This is a genomic window from Streptococcus sp. SS4 (assembly GCF_030440125.1).
Classification (GTDB): Bacteria; Bacillota; Bacilli; order Lactobacillales; family Streptococcaceae; genus Streptococcus.
The window spans coordinates 181,384-197,685 of the sequence record NZ_JAQFJM010000001.1 but is presented as its reverse complement, the minus strand read 5'-3'; the positions used below and the strand labels follow the sequence as shown (position 1 = coordinate 197,685).

13 protein-coding genes and 1 pseudogene are annotated in these 16,302 nt (G+C 41.0%); 9 read left to right on the top strand and 5 right to left on the bottom strand.

Annotated elements, in window-relative coordinates:
• The first annotated feature begins 123 nt into the window (after positions 1–123).
• The 7 genes and pseudogenes from PCY16_RS00945 to PCY16_RS00915 all read left to right on the top strand — a co-directional run bounded on the left by PCY16_RS00945 (position 124) and on the right by PCY16_RS00915 (position 9,060).
• Entirely contained in the window at positions 124–2,283 is a 2,160-nt protein-coding gene (locus PCY16_RS00945) for a type IV secretion system DNA-binding domain-containing protein (RefSeq protein ID WP_038675054.1), read from the top strand.
• Entirely contained in the window at positions 2,283–3,056 is a 774-nt protein-coding gene (locus tag PCY16_RS00940) for a replication-relaxation family protein (RefSeq protein ID WP_060775836.1), read from the top strand. Before PCY16_RS00945 ends, PCY16_RS00940 begins: the two co-directional genes overlap by 1 nt.
• Positions 3,049–3,183 (top strand): hypothetical protein, encoded by a 135-nt coding sequence (locus PCY16_RS00935; RefSeq protein WP_257001906.1) that lies wholly within the window; start codon positions 3,049–3,051, stop codon positions 3,181–3,183. Before PCY16_RS00940 ends, PCY16_RS00935 begins: the two co-directional genes overlap by 8 nt.
• Positions 3,184–3,250: 67 nt before the next feature.
• Positions 3,251–4,915: a recombinase family protein gene (locus PCY16_RS00930; RefSeq protein ID WP_038675048.1), complete on the top strand. Its 1,665-nt coding sequence runs from the start codon at positions 3,251–3,253 to the stop codon at positions 4,913–4,915.
• 220 nt (positions 4,916–5,135) lie between these two features.
• Positions 5,136–7,316, top strand: coding sequence for an LTA synthase family protein (locus tag PCY16_RS00925; RefSeq protein ID WP_301353208.1), 2,181 nt, complete (start codon positions 5,136–5,138; stop codon positions 7,314–7,316).
• A 170-nt stretch (positions 7,317–7,486) separates the two neighbouring features.
• Positions 7,487–7,672: a hypothetical protein gene (locus PCY16_RS00920; protein ID WP_195413832.1), complete on the top strand. Its 186-nt coding sequence runs from the start codon at positions 7,487–7,489 to the stop codon at positions 7,670–7,672.
• Positions 7,673–7,810: 138 nt separating this feature from the next.
• Positions 7,811–9,060, top strand: a pseudogene (locus PCY16_RS00915) (ISL3 family transposase).
• Positions 9,061–9,188: 128 nt separating this feature from the next.
• Here the strand turns inward: PCY16_RS00915 and eno are convergent.
• Positions 9,189–10,493 (bottom strand): surface-displayed alpha-enolase, encoded by a 1,305-nt coding sequence (gene eno, locus PCY16_RS00910; protein WP_002886048.1) that lies wholly within the window; start codon positions 10,491–10,493, stop codon positions 9,189–9,191.
• A gap of 205 nt (positions 10,494–10,698) precedes the next feature.
• Between eno and PCY16_RS00905 the strand changes: the two genes are divergently transcribed.
• A complete protein-coding gene (locus PCY16_RS00905; RefSeq protein WP_021144479.1) occupies positions 10,699–11,154 on the top strand; it encodes a YueI family protein in 456 nt (151 codons plus the stop codon).
• Between the two features lie 30 nt (positions 11,155–11,184).
• On the opposite strand, the gene PCY16_RS00900 is transcribed toward PCY16_RS00905, so the two are convergent.
• The 3 genes from PCY16_RS00900 to ccpA are packed head-to-tail and all read right to left on the bottom strand — an operon-like array spanning position 11,185 to position 14,441.
• Positions 11,185–12,300, bottom strand: coding sequence for a glycerate kinase (locus tag PCY16_RS00900; protein WP_175060786.1), 1,116 nt, complete (start codon positions 12,298–12,300; stop codon positions 11,185–11,187).
• Between the two features lie 12 nt (positions 12,301–12,312).
• Positions 12,313–13,380 (bottom strand): MmcQ/YjbR family DNA-binding protein, encoded by a 1,068-nt coding sequence (locus tag PCY16_RS00895; RefSeq protein WP_073689695.1) that lies wholly within the window; start codon positions 13,378–13,380, stop codon positions 12,313–12,315.
• Between the two features lie 59 nt (positions 13,381–13,439).
• Positions 13,440–14,441, bottom strand: coding sequence for a catabolite control protein A (ccpA, locus tag PCY16_RS00890; RefSeq protein ID WP_022496011.1), 1,002 nt, complete (start codon positions 14,439–14,441; stop codon positions 13,440–13,442).
• A 312-nt stretch (positions 14,442–14,753) separates the two neighbouring features.
• Between ccpA and PCY16_RS00885 the strand changes: the two genes are divergently transcribed.
• Positions 14,754–15,836, top strand: coding sequence for a Xaa-Pro peptidase family protein (locus PCY16_RS00885; RefSeq protein ID WP_014634135.1), 1,083 nt, complete (start codon positions 14,754–14,756; stop codon positions 15,834–15,836).
• 96 nt (positions 15,837–15,932) lie between these two features.
• Here PCY16_RS00885 and PCY16_RS00880 read toward each other — a convergent pair whose 3' ends face one another.
• A complete protein-coding gene (locus PCY16_RS00880; protein ID WP_002886108.1) occupies positions 15,933–16,301 on the bottom strand; it encodes a S1 RNA-binding domain-containing protein in 369 nt (122 codons plus the stop codon).
• Position 16,302: the final 1 nt, after the last annotated feature.

Sequence of the window (16,302 nt, the reverse complement as noted above, 5' to 3'; positions counted from 1 at the left end):
TTATCAATCTATCTGTTCATCTCTTACTTGAAGTTTGGGGATATTTAGTCCTTATCTTCGGCGCAATAGTTGGTGGTTGGCTGATGGTTAGGATTATCAGATATAAAAAAGATTGGAGATAACATGAAACGACCCAAACAATTTCACTGGCAAGAAGTGGAGTGGTTTCGTCCTTTCGACTTTGGTGTTGTGGAGAACTTTATGAATCAGCTTTCAGGCTTTACACGCCGTCAGCCGTTTATATGGGAAATTCATATCAAGCCGAATAGTATCAAATATTATTTGGGAACAGAAGTCGGAGACAACAAATACCTCAAAAAGATGATGAGCCAACATCACCAAGTTCAATTCGAAGATGCCAAACGCTTCAAGCACAAAAAGCCAAGTTCCGCCTTTAATCTTGGCGTGAAGCATTCCTGCTTTTCACTCAAACTAAGTGCGACCGAAAATATGACCCGCTCGACCTTGGCGCTTTGCAAAATTCTCAAGCCAGAAGAAAACTTAACAATTCAAATCATTGTCGGCAAGTCTCGCTCACCAAAGCCAATCCCAAAAGAGCTCACTATTAACCCAACTTGGTGGCAGTGTATTTCGGGCAATATCCCAAAGCTCTCTTCCGATTCTGAAAAATTGGTAAAAGAAAAACTGAGGCAAGCCCAGTTTCAAACCATTGTGCGTGTTGGAATTAGCGCAAAAGATAGTGTTCGAGAAAATCTCATTCGCAAAACATTGTTAAGCAGTCTTCGAATGTTAGATTCGAACGGCGCAAGTGTCGAACTGCATCATTCTTCTGCCTATGATTTTCATCGCCGCAAAGTCCCTTGGCACTTTCCGACCATACTTTCCGCAAGTGAGCTCGCCAGCCTCCTTCTACTTCCAGCTGGCGAGAACGAACTTGCAGGTGTGCCGTCATTAGCACCTAAAACTATTTTACCACCAATCGGAATGAAACGCCAGAACGGCTTTTGCTTGGCGGAGAGTTTGGGTGTAAAGAAAACGCCATTAAATATCCGCCCACTGGACTTGCTTAGCCATCTTCATCTACTCGGTGGAACTGGCGCTGGCAAGTCGACCGTGATGCTCAATCTGATTTTACAGGTCATCAAAAATGGATATTCGGCGGTGGTCATCGACCCAAAAGGCGACTTGATTCGAGATGTCTTGGAGAGGTTTCCAGAAGGATGCGACGAAGATTTGGTTCTGCTTGACCCAAGTATGAATGAGCGAGTTATTGGCATTAATCCATTTGAGCTGACCAAATTCGGTGTCAGCGAAGAATTGGTGGCAGATATGCTTCTGACTGTTTTCAAGGAGTTATTCCCAGACCATTTTGGGATTCGAACGCTTGATGTACTGAGCCACAGCTTTCTGACTTTGGCAAAATCCGAAGAAGCCAACCTCGTGATGCTAGTTCCGCTTTTGACCAACAAAGCCTTTCGACAGAAAATGGTCGGTAGAATTTCTGACCCGTTCTTGCAGAGTTTTTGGCAAAGTTTCGAAACAATGAGTCAAAGCGAGCGAAACTTGCTTATCTCGCCCGTCTTGAATAAAATGCGTCAAATTCTCCTTCGACCAGAACTTCGAGCGATTTTTGGACAAAGCCAGACCAGCTTTTCACTAATGGAGCTCTTCACAAATCGAAAAGTTCTGCTCATTCCCTTAAACCGTGGACTGATTGGAGCAGAAAATGCCAAGTTTATCACGGCGCTTGTGATTGGCTGTCTCTGGCAACTGACGCTTCGAAGGGCCAGTATTCCGCCCGAAAAACGCCACTTCATGTACTTTTTTTTAGATGAGCTGGCGGAATTTATCAAACTCCCGACCTCTATCGACGACGCTCTTTCGATGTCGAGAAGTCTTGGTGTAGGCTGGATTTTAGCCAACCAGTTTTTGAAGCAACTACCTCTTGATCTCAGACAAAGTATTAAAACCAACTGCAAAAATCGACTTGTATTTGGTTTGAGTATGAGTGAAGCCAAAGATATAGCCAGCGAAACGATTGAATTAAGGCCAGAAGATTTTCACTCCTTGCCGACTTTTCAGGTTTATACCAAATTGCCACTTATCGGCAAGGAATTTCGCTGGGTGTCAGGCTCGACGCTTCCACCACCTGCAAAGTTTAGAGATTTGACCGCTCTGTATGCCAAAAGCCTAGCGAAATATGGAGCCAACACTAGCGATATTGAGGAAGGATTCGTGCAACTTTTCAGTGAAAAGACCACCAATTCTACACCGCCACCAGACAAAGTCGGCAGGCAAAAACGCAAAAAGGAGGTAGAATAATGAAGTTCAGCGATGTTCAATTGTCCATTCTCAAATTGTTAAAAGACTGTCGCTATGTCTCCACTCGCCAGCTGGCAGACTTGTATTTTGCGGATAGTTTCTCGCCTCGAACTGCCACACGGCGAGCCAATCTTGCGACCAAAACCCTATTCGAAGCAGGATTTATCGCACATCTCAAGCGTCGAATTGGTGGCAGGCGAGCTGGGAGCGGTTCCTATGTTTGGTCTATTACCAAAACAGGTTTGAAACACTTGCGCTTGAACGATCCGCAAATTCAAGTGAGATTTCGCAACCGATATGAACCAACCGCCCACCATTTGGAACACACCTTGGGAATTACGCAAGTCTATGTCGAGCTCAAAAAGTTGGAGCGTCTTGGAAAAATCGAACTCGAAACATTCTCTTTCGAACCTGTCTCGCATCGAAGTTTTGCCAAATTCACGCAGAATGTGGCGCTCAAGCCCGACGCTTACGCTAAGCTGGTTGTCGGCAATGAAGAAGAATTCAGCTTCTTTTTGGAGTTAGATAAAGACACGGAAAGTTTGAATCGGATTGTTAACCAATGCAAGAAATACATTCAATATTTCAACACGGGAATCGAACAACGCGAAACTGGAATTTTTCCGCAAGTCGTGTGGGTAGTACCAGACCACAAGCGACAGACCGCCATTGAAAACCGTATTCAAGAGGAATTAAACAGTTATTGGACGCTTTTTGAAGTGATAACTTTAGAAGAATTTCCAGATTTTGTGATAGGAGACAGCGATGAATAAAAACGAGCAAGAACTCAAAGAACAACACAAGAAAATCGGGCGCGCCACCTTTATTATCCACCGAAAGTTCAGCGGAAATAAGACTCTGAGGCAGATTTTGGAGAGGTTGATTTTGAGGGAGGAATGACTGGACTTTTCGCGCCAAGAAAGCTATCATGTCAGTGGGTTATAGGTGTAATCGAAAGGAGACACTTATGAATAAAAGTACTTTGACAATTGAAGAATGGACAAGCCTAAATTTCGAAAACTTAACTAACATCACAGTCCTCTATTGCCGTTTGTCCGCCGAAGACGCCAAGGAAGGCGAAAGCAATTCGATTTCGAACCAAAAGCAGATTCTCACCCAAGTTTCCCAGCGTGAGGGTTTGACAAATCCTGTGTTCTTTGTCGACGACGGATTTTCGGGTTCAAACGCCCAGCGTCCAGCTTTCCAACAGGCGATGAACTTAGTTCAAGCTGGCAGAGTTTCGAATTTTGTAGTGAAAGATTTGAGCCGTCTTAGCCGAGATTACCTCTTGTCTGGACAGCTGACTGAGATTACTTTCCCTTCGAAAAATATCCGCTTTATTTCCTTGAATGAAAATCTGGATAGCTCCAAACGCAGCAGTCAGGACGCTTATCTTGCGCCACTAGTTTCACTTTTCAACAACTGGTATAGCTTGCAGTGTAGCGAGAAGATTAAACTATCCAAGCATACTAAGGCAAAAACGGGCGAGAAAATTGGCTGGGTTGCGCCATACGGTTATCTCAAAAATCCAGAAAATCCCAAGGAATGGCTGGTTGACGACTACGCCAGCCAAATTGTGAAGCGAGTTTTTAAGGAGTATCTTTCAGGAAAGCCAATCGCCTCGATTGCGAACGGACTTCGAAGAGATAAAATTCTAACGCCAGCTAATTATAAGAAAAAGTTGGGTGTTTCGAATTATCGAGTTTTAGAAAGCGACCCTTATCACTGGAAAAGCCAAATGATTTGCCAGATGCTCGAAAAGGAGGAATATACAGGCGCAACTATCAATCTCAAGACTGCCAAGGTTTCTTACAAACAGCGAAATTGTCGCCTGCGACCTCGAGAAGATTGGCTGATTTTCCCCGACACGCACGAGGCGATTATTTCGAAAGAAGATTTTGCCTTGGCTCGAAAAATGCTTGGACATAAGCGAGTTGTCAGGCGAAACAATTGGAAGGACAAGCCTGGACATGAAAATATTTTCGCAGGATTGGTTTTTTGCGAGAATGGACACAAATTGACATTTTGCCCACAACAAAAAGTCGATGTTAATCTCGACCATTACAAGTGTTCTTACTACGAGCGTGTGGGCAAGACCTGTTCGGGTTCGCACTATCTTCGCAAAGAAATTTTGGAGGAATTGATTCTCGACGACTTCAACCAGATAATTTCGACGCTTGAGTTAAGCGAAGAAAGTTTGCTCGAAAAACTGAAGGCTAAGTTCAATATTCAGGAAAGTAAGAAACAAAACAGCCTTCGAAAGACACTTCTCAAGGCTGAAAAGCGAGCTGAAGAATTGGACACCATTATCCAAAGGCTTTATGAAAAGCAACTTCTGGGAGATATTAGAGATGAACGATTTCGAAAGTTAGCGGATGGCTATGAAGATGAACAGGCACAATTGACCCAGCAAATCCAAGAAAGTCGAGAGGTGCTGGATAGCGAGATTGAGTCGGCTGGCAATATCGAAAAGTTCTTGCGAACCATTCGAAACTACACTAAACTCGAAAAACTCACACCGCAAATCTTGAACGAGCTAATCGATAAAATTGTCGTCCACCAGCCGACTGGTCGCGGAAAATCTCGACAAGTTCGGATTGAGCTGCACTACCGTTTTATCGGCGAAATATAAACGGAGCGAACCCAAAAAGTTCGCTCCACAATTTAACGGATTGGACTGCTGGGGAAGGTGTGGATATTATACCAAAAAAATGCTATTATTTCTGTTTCGTGACTAGATTTTATCAATTATATGTCAAGGAATATCACACTCAATGGCAGTAAATTTTTGAGAGTCATTATCTTATTTGGTATAATGATTAAGATAATATAGAATCAAAGGAAGTATTACTTTGAAAAAAATTACTGAAGCCTTTTGGAAAGGAGTTTCATCAAGACTTGGATTTATCCTCTTGTTACTCTTCTTTTACTGGCTAAAAACCATATTCGCTTATTACGTCAACATTAATCTTGAGTTGGAAAGCAGATATCAGGTTATGCTTTCGCTAATCAACCCTATTCCACTAGGATTAATGCTTCTGGGTTTAGGACTATACTTCAAGAAACGACGTTTCTTTTACAGCATTACCATTGCTATCTATGTCATCCTTAACCTCTTACTTATTGCTAATGTGATTTACTTTGGAGAGTTTACAGACTTCATCACTGTAAATACCATCCTAGCAAGTTCTAGTTCGGCAGCAGGACTAGGAGACTCAGCCAAGAACCTTCTTGAGCCAAGCTATCTTTTCTACCTGATTGATGTTCCTTTCTTCATCTATGCTGGTTTCAGGAAAAAGCTTAAAATGGACAGCAAGCCATTTAATAAACGAGCTAGTTTCGCAGTTACTGCACTATCAACACTCCTACTCTCAGTTAACCTCTTCTTAGCGGAAGTTAACCGTGGCGAGTTGTTGACACGTGGTTTCTCAAATAACTATATTGTTCGTGCTATGGGGCTTCCCTTCTTCACAGCCTATTCTGGTAACTTAACTTATCAAGCTTCACAGGCTCGGTCATCTGCAACAGCTGAGGATATGAAAAAGGTTGAGGCTTACGTTAAGGAGCACTATGCGGCACCTGATCCTAAGTATTACGGAATTGCTAAAGGAAGAAACGTCATCGTTATTCACCTGGAAAGCTTCCAACAGTTCCTCATTGACTACAAGCTCAAAGTAGACGGTCAAGACTATGAGGTTACACCATTCATCAATTCCATTTATCACTCAAATGAAACTCTGGCCTTTTCAAACTTCTTCCACCAAGTAAAATCAGGTAAAACTTCTGATGCTGAAACCTTGATGGAAACGTCTCTCTTTGGACTAAGCACAGGGTCATACATGGTAAACTATGGTGGTACCAATACAGCCTATGCTGCGCCATCTATCCTAGCTCAAACAGGTGACTATACGTCAGCTGTTTTCCACGGAAACACTGGATCCTTCTGGAATCGTAACAATACCTATAAACAATGGGGGTATAACTACTTCTTTGACTCATCAGCCTTCACTGAAAAAACTGATGAAAACTCCTTCCAGTATGGTCTAAATGACAAGTACATGTTCCCAGATTCCATCAAGTATCTGGAACAAATGCAACAACCTTTCTACGTTAAATACCTTACAGTATCTAACCACTACCCATATACTTCTCTCTCAGGCGATGAAAAGGAACAAGGTTTCCCACTCGCTGAAACAAAAGACGAGACAGTCAACGGATATTTTGCAACAGCTAACTATCTTGACTCAGCAATCAAAGACTTCTTTGATTACCTCAAGGAAACCGGTCTTTACGATAACTCGATTATTGTCATGTACGGTGACCACTATGGTATCTCTGATACACGAAGCAGCAATCTTGCTGAACTTCTCGGTAAGAACCCTGAAACTTGGTCAAACTATGATAAAGCCATGCTTCAACGTGTTCCTTACATGATTCATATTCCAGGCTATACTGGTGGTGGTATCTCTAACACCTTTGGTGGTGAGGTTGATGCCCTTCCAACTCTCCTTCACGTTCTTGGCGTTGACACTAGCTCTTATATCCAGATGGGACAAGACCTCCTATCTCCTGATAATAAACAAACTGTCGCATTTAGAACCTCAGGACAATATGTTACTCCTCAATACACCAGCTACTCTGGTCGACTTTATAACACGCAAACAGGGGAAGAAATTACCAACCCTGATGAGACAACTAAAAAAGATAACGAAGCCATTCGTAAGGCAGTAGCAACTCAACTTTCGATGAGTGACGCTGTTCAAACAGGTGACCTTCTTCGTTTCTATACGCCAAACGGTTTGAAGCCTGTTGATTCTAGCAAGATTTCCTACACTAAACAGATGGATCAACTAAAAGAAATCAATAAAAAGCTGAAAGATAAATCAACCAGCCTCTACAAACAAAAAGGCAATAAATCAACAGCTGATCTATTCAAGACCCCATCTTACAAGGAACTACATCCTGCAGAATCTGAATCGAGCTCAAGTTCAAGTGAATCAGAGCCAAGTAGCTCTTCAACGGAACAACAATAAACCTTAAAAGCAGTCCTGTTTGGACTGCTTTTTTAGATTAAACAATTATCAATCGTACTTAACTGGAAAATCATAATCCTCATAGCACTCGCCTCAAACATATTTCTTGCCAGTTTACTATAAGCGTGATTAAATAGAGTTTGTAAGAAAACTTATAAAGGAGAACAGTTATGAATCCAATGGACCTATTTAACCAAGTAAAAGAAATGATCGAAAAGAAAGATTTCGAAGCTGCTAAAAATTTTGTCGATGACAATAAAGATGATTTGGGCGAATACTTTGACCAAGCTAAGTCACTTGTTTCAGGTAACGAAATGGTTAGTGGAGCTTTAGACAAGATTAAAGGTCTATTCTAAGACGAAGTCCCCTCAATCCTATTGATTGAGAGGACTTTTTATGTTTAGAGTTTCTATTTATAGAGCTTTTTGAGTGTACACAAAAAGTCCCATAAGAACTATAATGAAAAGCGACCAAACTATCATTAGGAAGAACTTATGAGACTTATTAAGAATACCACAGAATTAATCGGAATTAAAGACCCTAACATCATTATTTCTCTTGTTTTGGAAACTAATACTCATATCGAGATTCATGCAAAACTTGATTATTCTGCACCACCATGCCCTCATTGTCAAGGAATAATGATCAAATATGACTTTCAAAAATCTTCTAAAATCCCTCTTCTCGAACAAGCTGGAACTCCAACACTACTACGTCTGAAGAAACGTCGCTTCCAGTGTAAAAATTGTAGGAGAGTCACGGTAGCTAAGACATCAATCGTTGAGAAAAACTGCCAAATCTCCAATCTAGTCCGGCAAAAAGTTGCACAGCTCCTTACTGAAAAGGTGTCACTAACGGATATTGCCAGAAGACTTCGTGTGTCGACATCCACTGTCTATCGTAAGCTTGACCAGTTTACTTTCAAGGAGCATTATGACAAGCTCCCAGCTGTTATGTCCTGGGATGAGTTTGGGTTCAAGAAAGGTGAACTCGCTTTTGTGGCGCAAAACTATGAGACCAACAAACTCATAACCATCCTTGATAATCGCCGTCAAACCACGATTCGAAACCACTTTTTGAAGTACCCATTGAAAGTTCGACAAAAGGTACAGTTTATTACAATGGATATGTCAGGAGCCTATATGCCACTAGCTCGCAGACTTTTCCCAAACGCTGAAATCATTATTGATCGTTTCCACATCATCCAGCACCTTGGACGTGCCTTTTTAAAGACAAGAATTGCCATTATGAACCAGTTTGATAAGAAATCACTCCCCTACCGAGCCTTGAAAAATCACTGGCGACTCTTCCAAAAGGACAGCCGTAAGTTATCTTGTAAATCATTTCACTCGAAGACCTTTGGTCAAACCTTAAGTCCACATGAAGTCGTTAGGAAGACACTAGACTTTTCAGAAGAACTCGCTAATTATTATAACCTCTATCAGCTGTTGCTGTTTCACTTTCAAGAGAAGAGGGGGGATGAGTTTTTTGAGTTAATAGAGGAGAACATGAGCAAGGTCAATCACCACTTTCAAACGGTCTTTAGGACTTTTCTTAGACATAAGCAATACATCAAGAATGCGCTAGAAACAGACTATTCAAACGCAAAACTTGAAGCAACTAATAAGTTGATTAAAGACATCAAACGGTTGGGCTTCGGTTTTAGAAACTTCATCAACTTTAAGAAACGTGTCTTCATCATTCTGAACATAAAAAAAGAGAAGACCTATCAGGTCCTCTCTAGATGTTAGCTTTTCGCCACCCACTACAGTTGACAAAGAGCCGAGACAATGCATAACACAATCTAAGATTCTTTAGAACACAAAAAAGAGATTCCTAAGGAACCTCTTTTTATTCTATATGACTATAGAATTATTTTTTCAAGTTGTAGAATGATTTCAAACCACGGTATTCTGCAACTTCACCAAGTTGGTCTTCGATACGAAGCAATTGGTTGTATTTAGCGATACGGTCAGTACGTGACAATGAACCTGTCTTGATTTGACCAGCGTTAGTTGCAACTGCGATATCAGCGATTGTTGAATCTTCAGTTTCACCTGAACGGTGTGATACTACTGCTGTGTATCCAGCTTCTTTCGCCATTTCGATAGCGTCGAAAGTTTCAGTCAAAGTACCGATTTGGTTAACTTTGATAAGGATTGAGTTAGCAGCGTGTTCTGCAATACCTTTTTCAAGGTAAGCTGTGTTAGTTACGAAGAAGTCGTCACCAACCAATTGAACTTTACCACCAAGACGTTCAGTAAGAGCTTTCCAACCGTCCCAGTCGTTTTCGTCCATACCATCTTCGATAGTGATGATTGGGTATTTGTTAACCAATTCTTCAAGGTAGTCGATTTGTTCTGCAGCAGTACGAACAGCAGCGCCTTCACCTTCAAATTTAGTGTAGTCGTAAACTTTACGTTCTGCATCGTAGAATTCAGATGATGCACAGTCAAATCCGATAAATACATCTTTACCTGGTACATATCCAGCAGCTTCGATAGCTTTGATGATAGTTTCAACACCATCTTCAGTTCCGTCGAAACGAGGTGCAAAACCACCTTCGTCACCTACGGCTGTTTCAAGTCCACGTTCTTTAAGGATTTTCTTAAGTGCGTGGAAGATTTCAGCACCCCAACGAAGAGCTTCTTTGAATGTTGGTGCACCAGCAGGTACAATCATGAATTCTTGGAAAGCGATTGGAGCATCTGAGTGAGAACCACCGTTGATGATGTTCATCATTGGAGTTGGAAGAACTTTAGTGTTGAATCCGCCAAGGTAGCTGTAAAGTGGAACTTCAAGGTAGTCAGCAGCTGCGCGTGCTACAGCGATAGACACACCAAGAATAGCGTTGGCACCAAGTTTACCTTTGTTTGGAGTACCGTCAAGAGCGATCATTGCGCGGTCAATACCTTGTTGATCACGTACGTCGAATCCGATGATGTGTTCAGCAATAACGTTGTTTACATTATCAACTGCTTTTTGAGTACCAAGACCACCGTAACGAGCTTTGTCACCATCACGAAGTTCTACTGCTTCGTGTTCACCAGTTGAAGCTCCTGAAGGAACCATACCGCGACCGAATGCACCAGATTCAGTGTAAACTTCTACTTCAAGTGTTGGGTTACCGCGTGAGTCAAGGACTTCGCGTGCGTAAACATCAGTAATAATTGACATTACAATACTCTCCTTATGAGTTAAAATTTTTTACACCTATATATTACCATAATATCAAGGCTTAAGCAAATTAAAACCAGAATTTTCTAGCGATTTTCTATTTTTTAATATTTTCAATTGTTTTTGAAAATCTCAGAAAGCAACTCAAATGAAAAGGAATTCAAAATATTGTATAATACAAGTAGAAAACTAAGAGGAGATTCCTATGACTTCACTTGAAAACAAAGTGCTCCAATGCGCTAGTGGCGAAAAACGCCTAAATCCCGATGAACTTCGTCAGTATTTTGGAACCTATGCGGAACGTGTAGTCCTAGCTGTTCTATTGGAAAATACCGAAAAGAAAACTGTAATTGACAATTTTCCGCAAATATTAAAAGACTTATTAGCCGTTTACCCTAATCTTAGTCTCAAACTTTCGCCAAAATTAGCTGACCAGACACAATTTACCTATATCAAGACCGCTCAAGCACTAAATATTTCTGCAACTATCGTTGACGAGGCCAAGGCCCATTCACCATACGGTCTTATCGTACATAGTAATCAAGCAGAGAATCTTGATAAAGTGTTATTTTCAGAACTCTATCCTGATATCCTTGCTCCTAGTGAAACTGAACCTATCCTTGAAAAAAAGGGATTTTTTGCTAAACTATTTGGAAAATAAAAGCTGATGCAAAGTCAGCTTTTTCTTATCTCACAATGTTTTACTGAGCTTGATGACATTCCCAATATTGAGTCCTGTGCGATAGAGATTCTCCTTAGCGGTAGCTAAAACTTGGTCTAACTCTAATACTTGTCCAATGATAGGGAAAGCAGCTGAGATACCTGCTACTGGAAAATCAGGCAAGTCATCCTTGAGACTACCACAGATAGCAATGACGGGAATAGCTGATGGTGTCCGCCTAGCCACCCCGACCGGTGCTTTACCAGACAAGGACTGGCTATCCATACGTCCTTCACCAACTATGACCAAATCAACTTCCTTCACACGTTGATCAAAATCAACGCAATCAAGTACAAAGTCAATCCCTGATTTAATTTCTGCGCCTGCAAAGGCTACTAAACCCGCTGCCATGCCTCCTCCGGCTCCTGAACCAGCCAGTTTTAAAACCTCAGGAGCAAAGTTTTCGTAGAATTGTGTCATGTCTTGGTCAACCTTTTTAAATTGTGAAGGAACTAGGCCTTTTTGTACACCAAAAATATAGGTCGCTCCATCTTGACCACACAAGGGATTATCTACGTCAGTAATCAGATGAATAGTAACACCAGACAAATCAATCTTATTTTTAGAGGATACCTTTTTAATAAGACCAAGATTAGCACCTATTGGCTCAAGCTCCTGTCCCTCAGAGTCATAAAAACGATAACCCAATCCATATGCCATACCAATACCACCATCATTGGTAGCAGACCCACCTACGCCTATGATAAAATCTCGGATGCCAGATTGAACCAAATGAACAATTAGTTCACCCACGCCTTGCGTCGTTAGAGCTAGAGGATTTCGTTTATCCTTAGGAATCTGTTCCAAGCCACAAATCGCAGCCATTTCAAAAACGGCAGTCTGGCCATTGCTGGCAAAAGAAACACTTCCATCACTTGTATAGGCATGAGGAATCTCGATACTTTTCTTCTCAAGATTTAGATTTTCAGCAAGAGCATCTAAGGTGCCCTCGCCACCATCACCTATTGGCATGAGGTCAAACTCAGTGTCGGGTAAGGCCTTTTCAAAGCCCAATTTAAGAGCTAAGGCGACCTCTTTTGCAGACAAACTTTCCTTAAAGGAATCAGGTGCAATCAAAATTCGCATGATGTCCTCCTTCTATTTTTCTTTTAGGTAAGGGGATAAGGCCTGAACTAACTCTTCTGTCATATGTCGAGGACCTCGAACAGTTTTAATACCTAAACTCTTTAGTCTATCACTATCAAAGTCAGTGTCATTAAAAGTGTATAAGGGTTTAATCCGCATCAACTCCTTAATACTCTCCTCTTCACGATAACCTTGATTAGGGATATTTGCCTCTAAAACCTGACAGAAGTAACGGATGGCCTTGGTAGGTGCCGTAATATAGATAGCCACAAAATCCCCCTTTTGCATACTAGCTTTCTGTGTCCAAAGAATCTCCTCATTTGCGGAAAATTCCTCCCTAATATCGTAGTATTTCAAATTTACGGGGATAATCCAATAATGAGGCTCCGAAGCCTTTCTAAGATGTTTGGGAGCCACTAGGGAGCGACTGTCACTAAGAAGCTCAAAAACGGTCTGGTCCGGCAATGTCTCATCTAAAACTAGACTAACCCAGGTCTTCTTGGACATATGGTAGCTAGGAAAAACGCCATCCATTTTCAAGAGCTTATCCATTTGCTTCGGATTAACCTTGAGGTTAACCACATCATATGTCGATTCTGCCTTTTCTCCACCAAGCCCTAGTTTTTCTCCCTTAAGAGGAAAAAACAAGGCATACCATTTACCATCAACTCTAAAAGATAGATAGCTTGGTTCCTTCTCGAAAGGATGGTCTGCTTGGTCTGAAAATTCTTGAACTAAAAACTTAGCCAGGCGATTAGCTTGTGGGGATGAAAATAATTGATCTTCATAACAAGAATCGGCTACCTGCGACAGAAGTTCTCCATAAGCTTCTCTGACTTGACCAACGTAAGTTCCAGTAGCCTGAGGACTCCTGAAGATATCATAAGGCTCATCAAGATCACTATCGACAACCTGTCCTGTCAACTTACCTTCTAAATCGATAAACAATCTAGCTTCGAGTTCTTCAGCTATCAGTGTTTTTCTGAACTCATAGCCTTGCTCGGTAGCTGTAAAACCAAAAGGCTCTAGGCTATCAGGTTTTAGGACTTTCTTTTTAAAATAAGCATCCTCAAAAGTCATTGGTTCTCCCTTTTTCTAAAAAAGAGAAGTTGAGACAAACTTATGTCCCAACTCCTTTTTTATTTTGTTGACTGACGTAAGGTAAGACCATGATTAAGAATAACATCTTTTTCTTCAAGCTCTTCCTTATTCATGATTTTAGTCAACATACGCATGCTAACTGCCCCTAAATCATAGAGAGGATGATTAATACTAGAAAGGTTTGGACGTGTGTAGCTTGTAATTGGTGAATCATTGCTTGTGATGATTTCGAAGTCTTCTGGAACTGATTTGCCTGCAGCAAAGAGGCCATTCAAGAGACCTGCAGCCAATTCATCTTCCCCAACATAGGCAGCAGTAGCACCAGAGTTCAAGACACGTTGTGCTAAATCAAAGCCGTCTTTATAGCTATATTTAGCTTCAAAGACAAGTCCTTCATTGTAGCGCAAATTATTCTTTTCAAGTCCAGCCTTATAACCAGCTAGACGGAGCTTACCATTAATATCATCGATAAGCGGTCCTGATACAAAGGCAACCTTTTCATTATTCTTGGCAAGCTGTGTAATAGAATCCTCAACGGCAGCTTTATAGTCGATGTTAACGCTCGGTAATTGATGTTCGAGGTCCACTGTTCCTGCTAGGACAATCGGAGTACGGGTACGAGAAAATTCTGCACGAATTTTTTCCGTCAAGTGGTAACCCATGAAGATGATACCATCTACTTGTTTGGCAAATAGAGAGTTAATCACGGTAACTTCGTGATCGTCATTTTCATCACTAGATGCAAGAACAATATTGTACTTGTACATCGTTGCAATATCATCAATCCCCCTTGCTAAAGTAGCAAAATAACTATTAGCAATATTTGGGATGACAACTCCTACAGTAGTGGTTTTCTTACTCGCCAAGCCACGCGCAACCGCATTTGGACGGTAATCCAAACGATCAATGACCTCAAGCACTTTTTTTCGGGTGTTTTCTTTTACATTTTTATTTCCATTTACCACACGAGACACAGTCGCCATCGAAACACCTGCTTCACGCGCAACGTCGTATATAGTAATTGTTTCATCAGTATTCATAAAAACACTTCCTTTCTCATTTTACGCTCACTTATTCATGCTAATTGTATCAGATTCTGAAAACACTTTCAATTATTTTGACTGATTTTTTACAAAAAAATGAAAGGGATTCCTTCTTTATGGTTACGAGGAAGAAAGCCATTTCAGAAAAAGGCCTCTCATTTCGTGTTTCCAAGACTATCCATCGCTTACAAAACTAGCCTAAAAAAGTCTCAATGAAAGTAAATGATTTAATGAAAAGCCAAAAAACAACTTGCATTTTCCCTATAAAAGTGACAGAATGAGTGTAAGAAATACAAAGGAGTTTTTTCTATGTCTAAACTTGATCGCATTCGTCATTTTTTGAATGAAAATAAAGCAGGGCTAGCTATTGTTTCAGATCCTGTAACTGTCAATTATCTTACTGGTTTTGATTGTGACCCACATGAACGCCAAATGTTCCTCTTCGTCTACGAAAATCGTGAACCTGCCCTCTTTGTTCCTGCTCTTGAGGTTGCACGTGCCTCTGCTGTACTCGACTTCCCAGTCTTTGGTTATGTGGATTCTGAAAATCCATGGCAAAAAATCAAAGCTGGTCTAGCAAGTACAGACAGCTCTATTATTTATGCAGAGTTTGACAATCTCAATGTGACTAAGTTCCAAGGATTGCAAACAGTCTTTGAAGGTCGCTTTGAAAACTTGACACCATTCATTCAAAAAATGCGCGTTATCAAGTCAGCTGATGAAATTCAAAAAATGATTGTTGCCGGTGATTATGCTGATAAAGCTGTTAATATCGGTTTCGACAATATCTCTCTTGACGTTACTGAAACAGACATCATTGCTCAAATCGAATTTGGCATCAAACGCTTGGGCTATGAAATGAGCTTTGAAACTATGGTCTTGACTGGTAACAATGCAGCCAACCCACACGGCATTCCTGGAAGCAACAAAATTGAAAAAGATGCTCTTCTTCTCTTCGACTTGGGCTGTATGGTGAATGGCTATGCTTCAGATATGACGCGAACAGTCGCTGTTGGAAAACCCGATGATTTCAAAAAAGAAATCTACCACTTGACTTTAGAAGCTCAACAGGCTGCCCTAGATATGATTAAACCAGGTGTAACTGCCAGCGAAGTCGATGCTGCAGCACGTAATGTTATTGAAAAAGCTGGTTATGGTGAATACTTCAACCACCGCCTCGGACACGGTATCGGAATGGATGTGCATGAATTCCCTTCAATCATGGAAGGAAATGACTTGGTAATCGAAGAAGGAATGTGCTTCTCTGTTGAACCAGGTATTTACATTCCTGAAAAAGTTGGTGTTCGTATCGAGGACTGTGGTTATGTGACAAAAGATGGCTTTGAAGTCTTCACACACACACCAAAAGAATTGCTCTATTTTGATGTCTAATTAATAAACATGGGTCTTCAATTAAATTGAAGATCTTTTTGTTTGTAGCCAAATCGAAAACACCAAAAAAGCTGACTCATCGAGAGTCAGCTTTTACTATTTTTCCTCATGCTCTTGTCTAAGATAGTCAAGTCCTTCTTCAATCCATCCTGGCATTGCTTCTGCCAAGGGTTTAAAGCCATAGTTCAAACGACTATCAGAGAAACGATGACGATGAGGGATTTTATTTTTTTCTTCCTCAAGGGTTCTCAAAGAAAGACTAGCCTTTTGTGTAAATTCATCAAAATCAACAACTTGAACCAAGACCTCCTGGTCTACCTTGAGGGTATTGTAGATGTTGTCGATATAACCTGTCTTAATCTCCGAGATGTGAATCAAGCCTGTGGTACCATTTTCCAATGAAACAAAGGCACCGTAAGGCTTGATGCCTGTGATAACACCCCTAAGCTTGTCTCCAATTTTCATC

Coding starts and splice junctions, on each gene's coding strand:
- PCY16_RS00900 (WP_175060786.1), bottom strand. CDS start 12,300: ATGCGAATTTTGATTGCACCTGATTCCTTTAAGGAAAGTTTGTCTGCA.
- ccpA (WP_022496011.1), bottom strand. CDS start 14,441: ATGAATACTGATGAAACAATTACTATATACGACGTTGCGCGTGAAGCA.
- PCY16_RS00945 (WP_038675054.1), top strand. CDS start 124: ATGAAACGACCCAAACAATTTCACTGGCAAGAAGTGGAGTGGTTTCGT.
- PCY16_RS00920 (WP_195413832.1), top strand. CDS start 7,487: ATGAATCCAATGGACCTATTTAACCAAGTAAAAGAAATGATCGAAAAG.
- PCY16_RS00930 (WP_038675048.1), top strand. CDS start 3,251: ATGAATAAAAGTACTTTGACAATTGAAGAATGGACAAGCCTAAATTTC.
- PCY16_RS00880 (WP_002886108.1), bottom strand. CDS start 16,301: ATGAAAATTGGAGACAAGCTTAGGGGTGTTATCACAGGCATCAAGCCT.
- PCY16_RS00940 (WP_060775836.1), top strand. CDS start 2,283: ATGAAGTTCAGCGATGTTCAATTGTCCATTCTCAAATTGTTAAAAGAC.
- PCY16_RS00885 (WP_014634135.1), top strand. CDS start 14,754: ATGTCTAAACTTGATCGCATTCGTCATTTTTTGAATGAAAATAAAGCA.
- PCY16_RS00905 (WP_021144479.1), top strand. CDS start 10,699: ATGACTTCACTTGAAAACAAAGTGCTCCAATGCGCTAGTGGCGAAAAA.
- PCY16_RS00935 (WP_257001906.1), top strand. CDS start 3,049: ATGAATAAAAACGAGCAAGAACTCAAAGAACAACACAAGAAAATCGGG.
- PCY16_RS00895 (WP_073689695.1), bottom strand. CDS start 13,380: ATGACTTTTGAGGATGCTTATTTTAAAAAGAAAGTCCTAAAACCTGAT.
- eno (WP_002886048.1), bottom strand. CDS start 10,493: ATGTCAATTATTACTGATGTTTACGCACGCGAAGTCCTTGACTCACGC.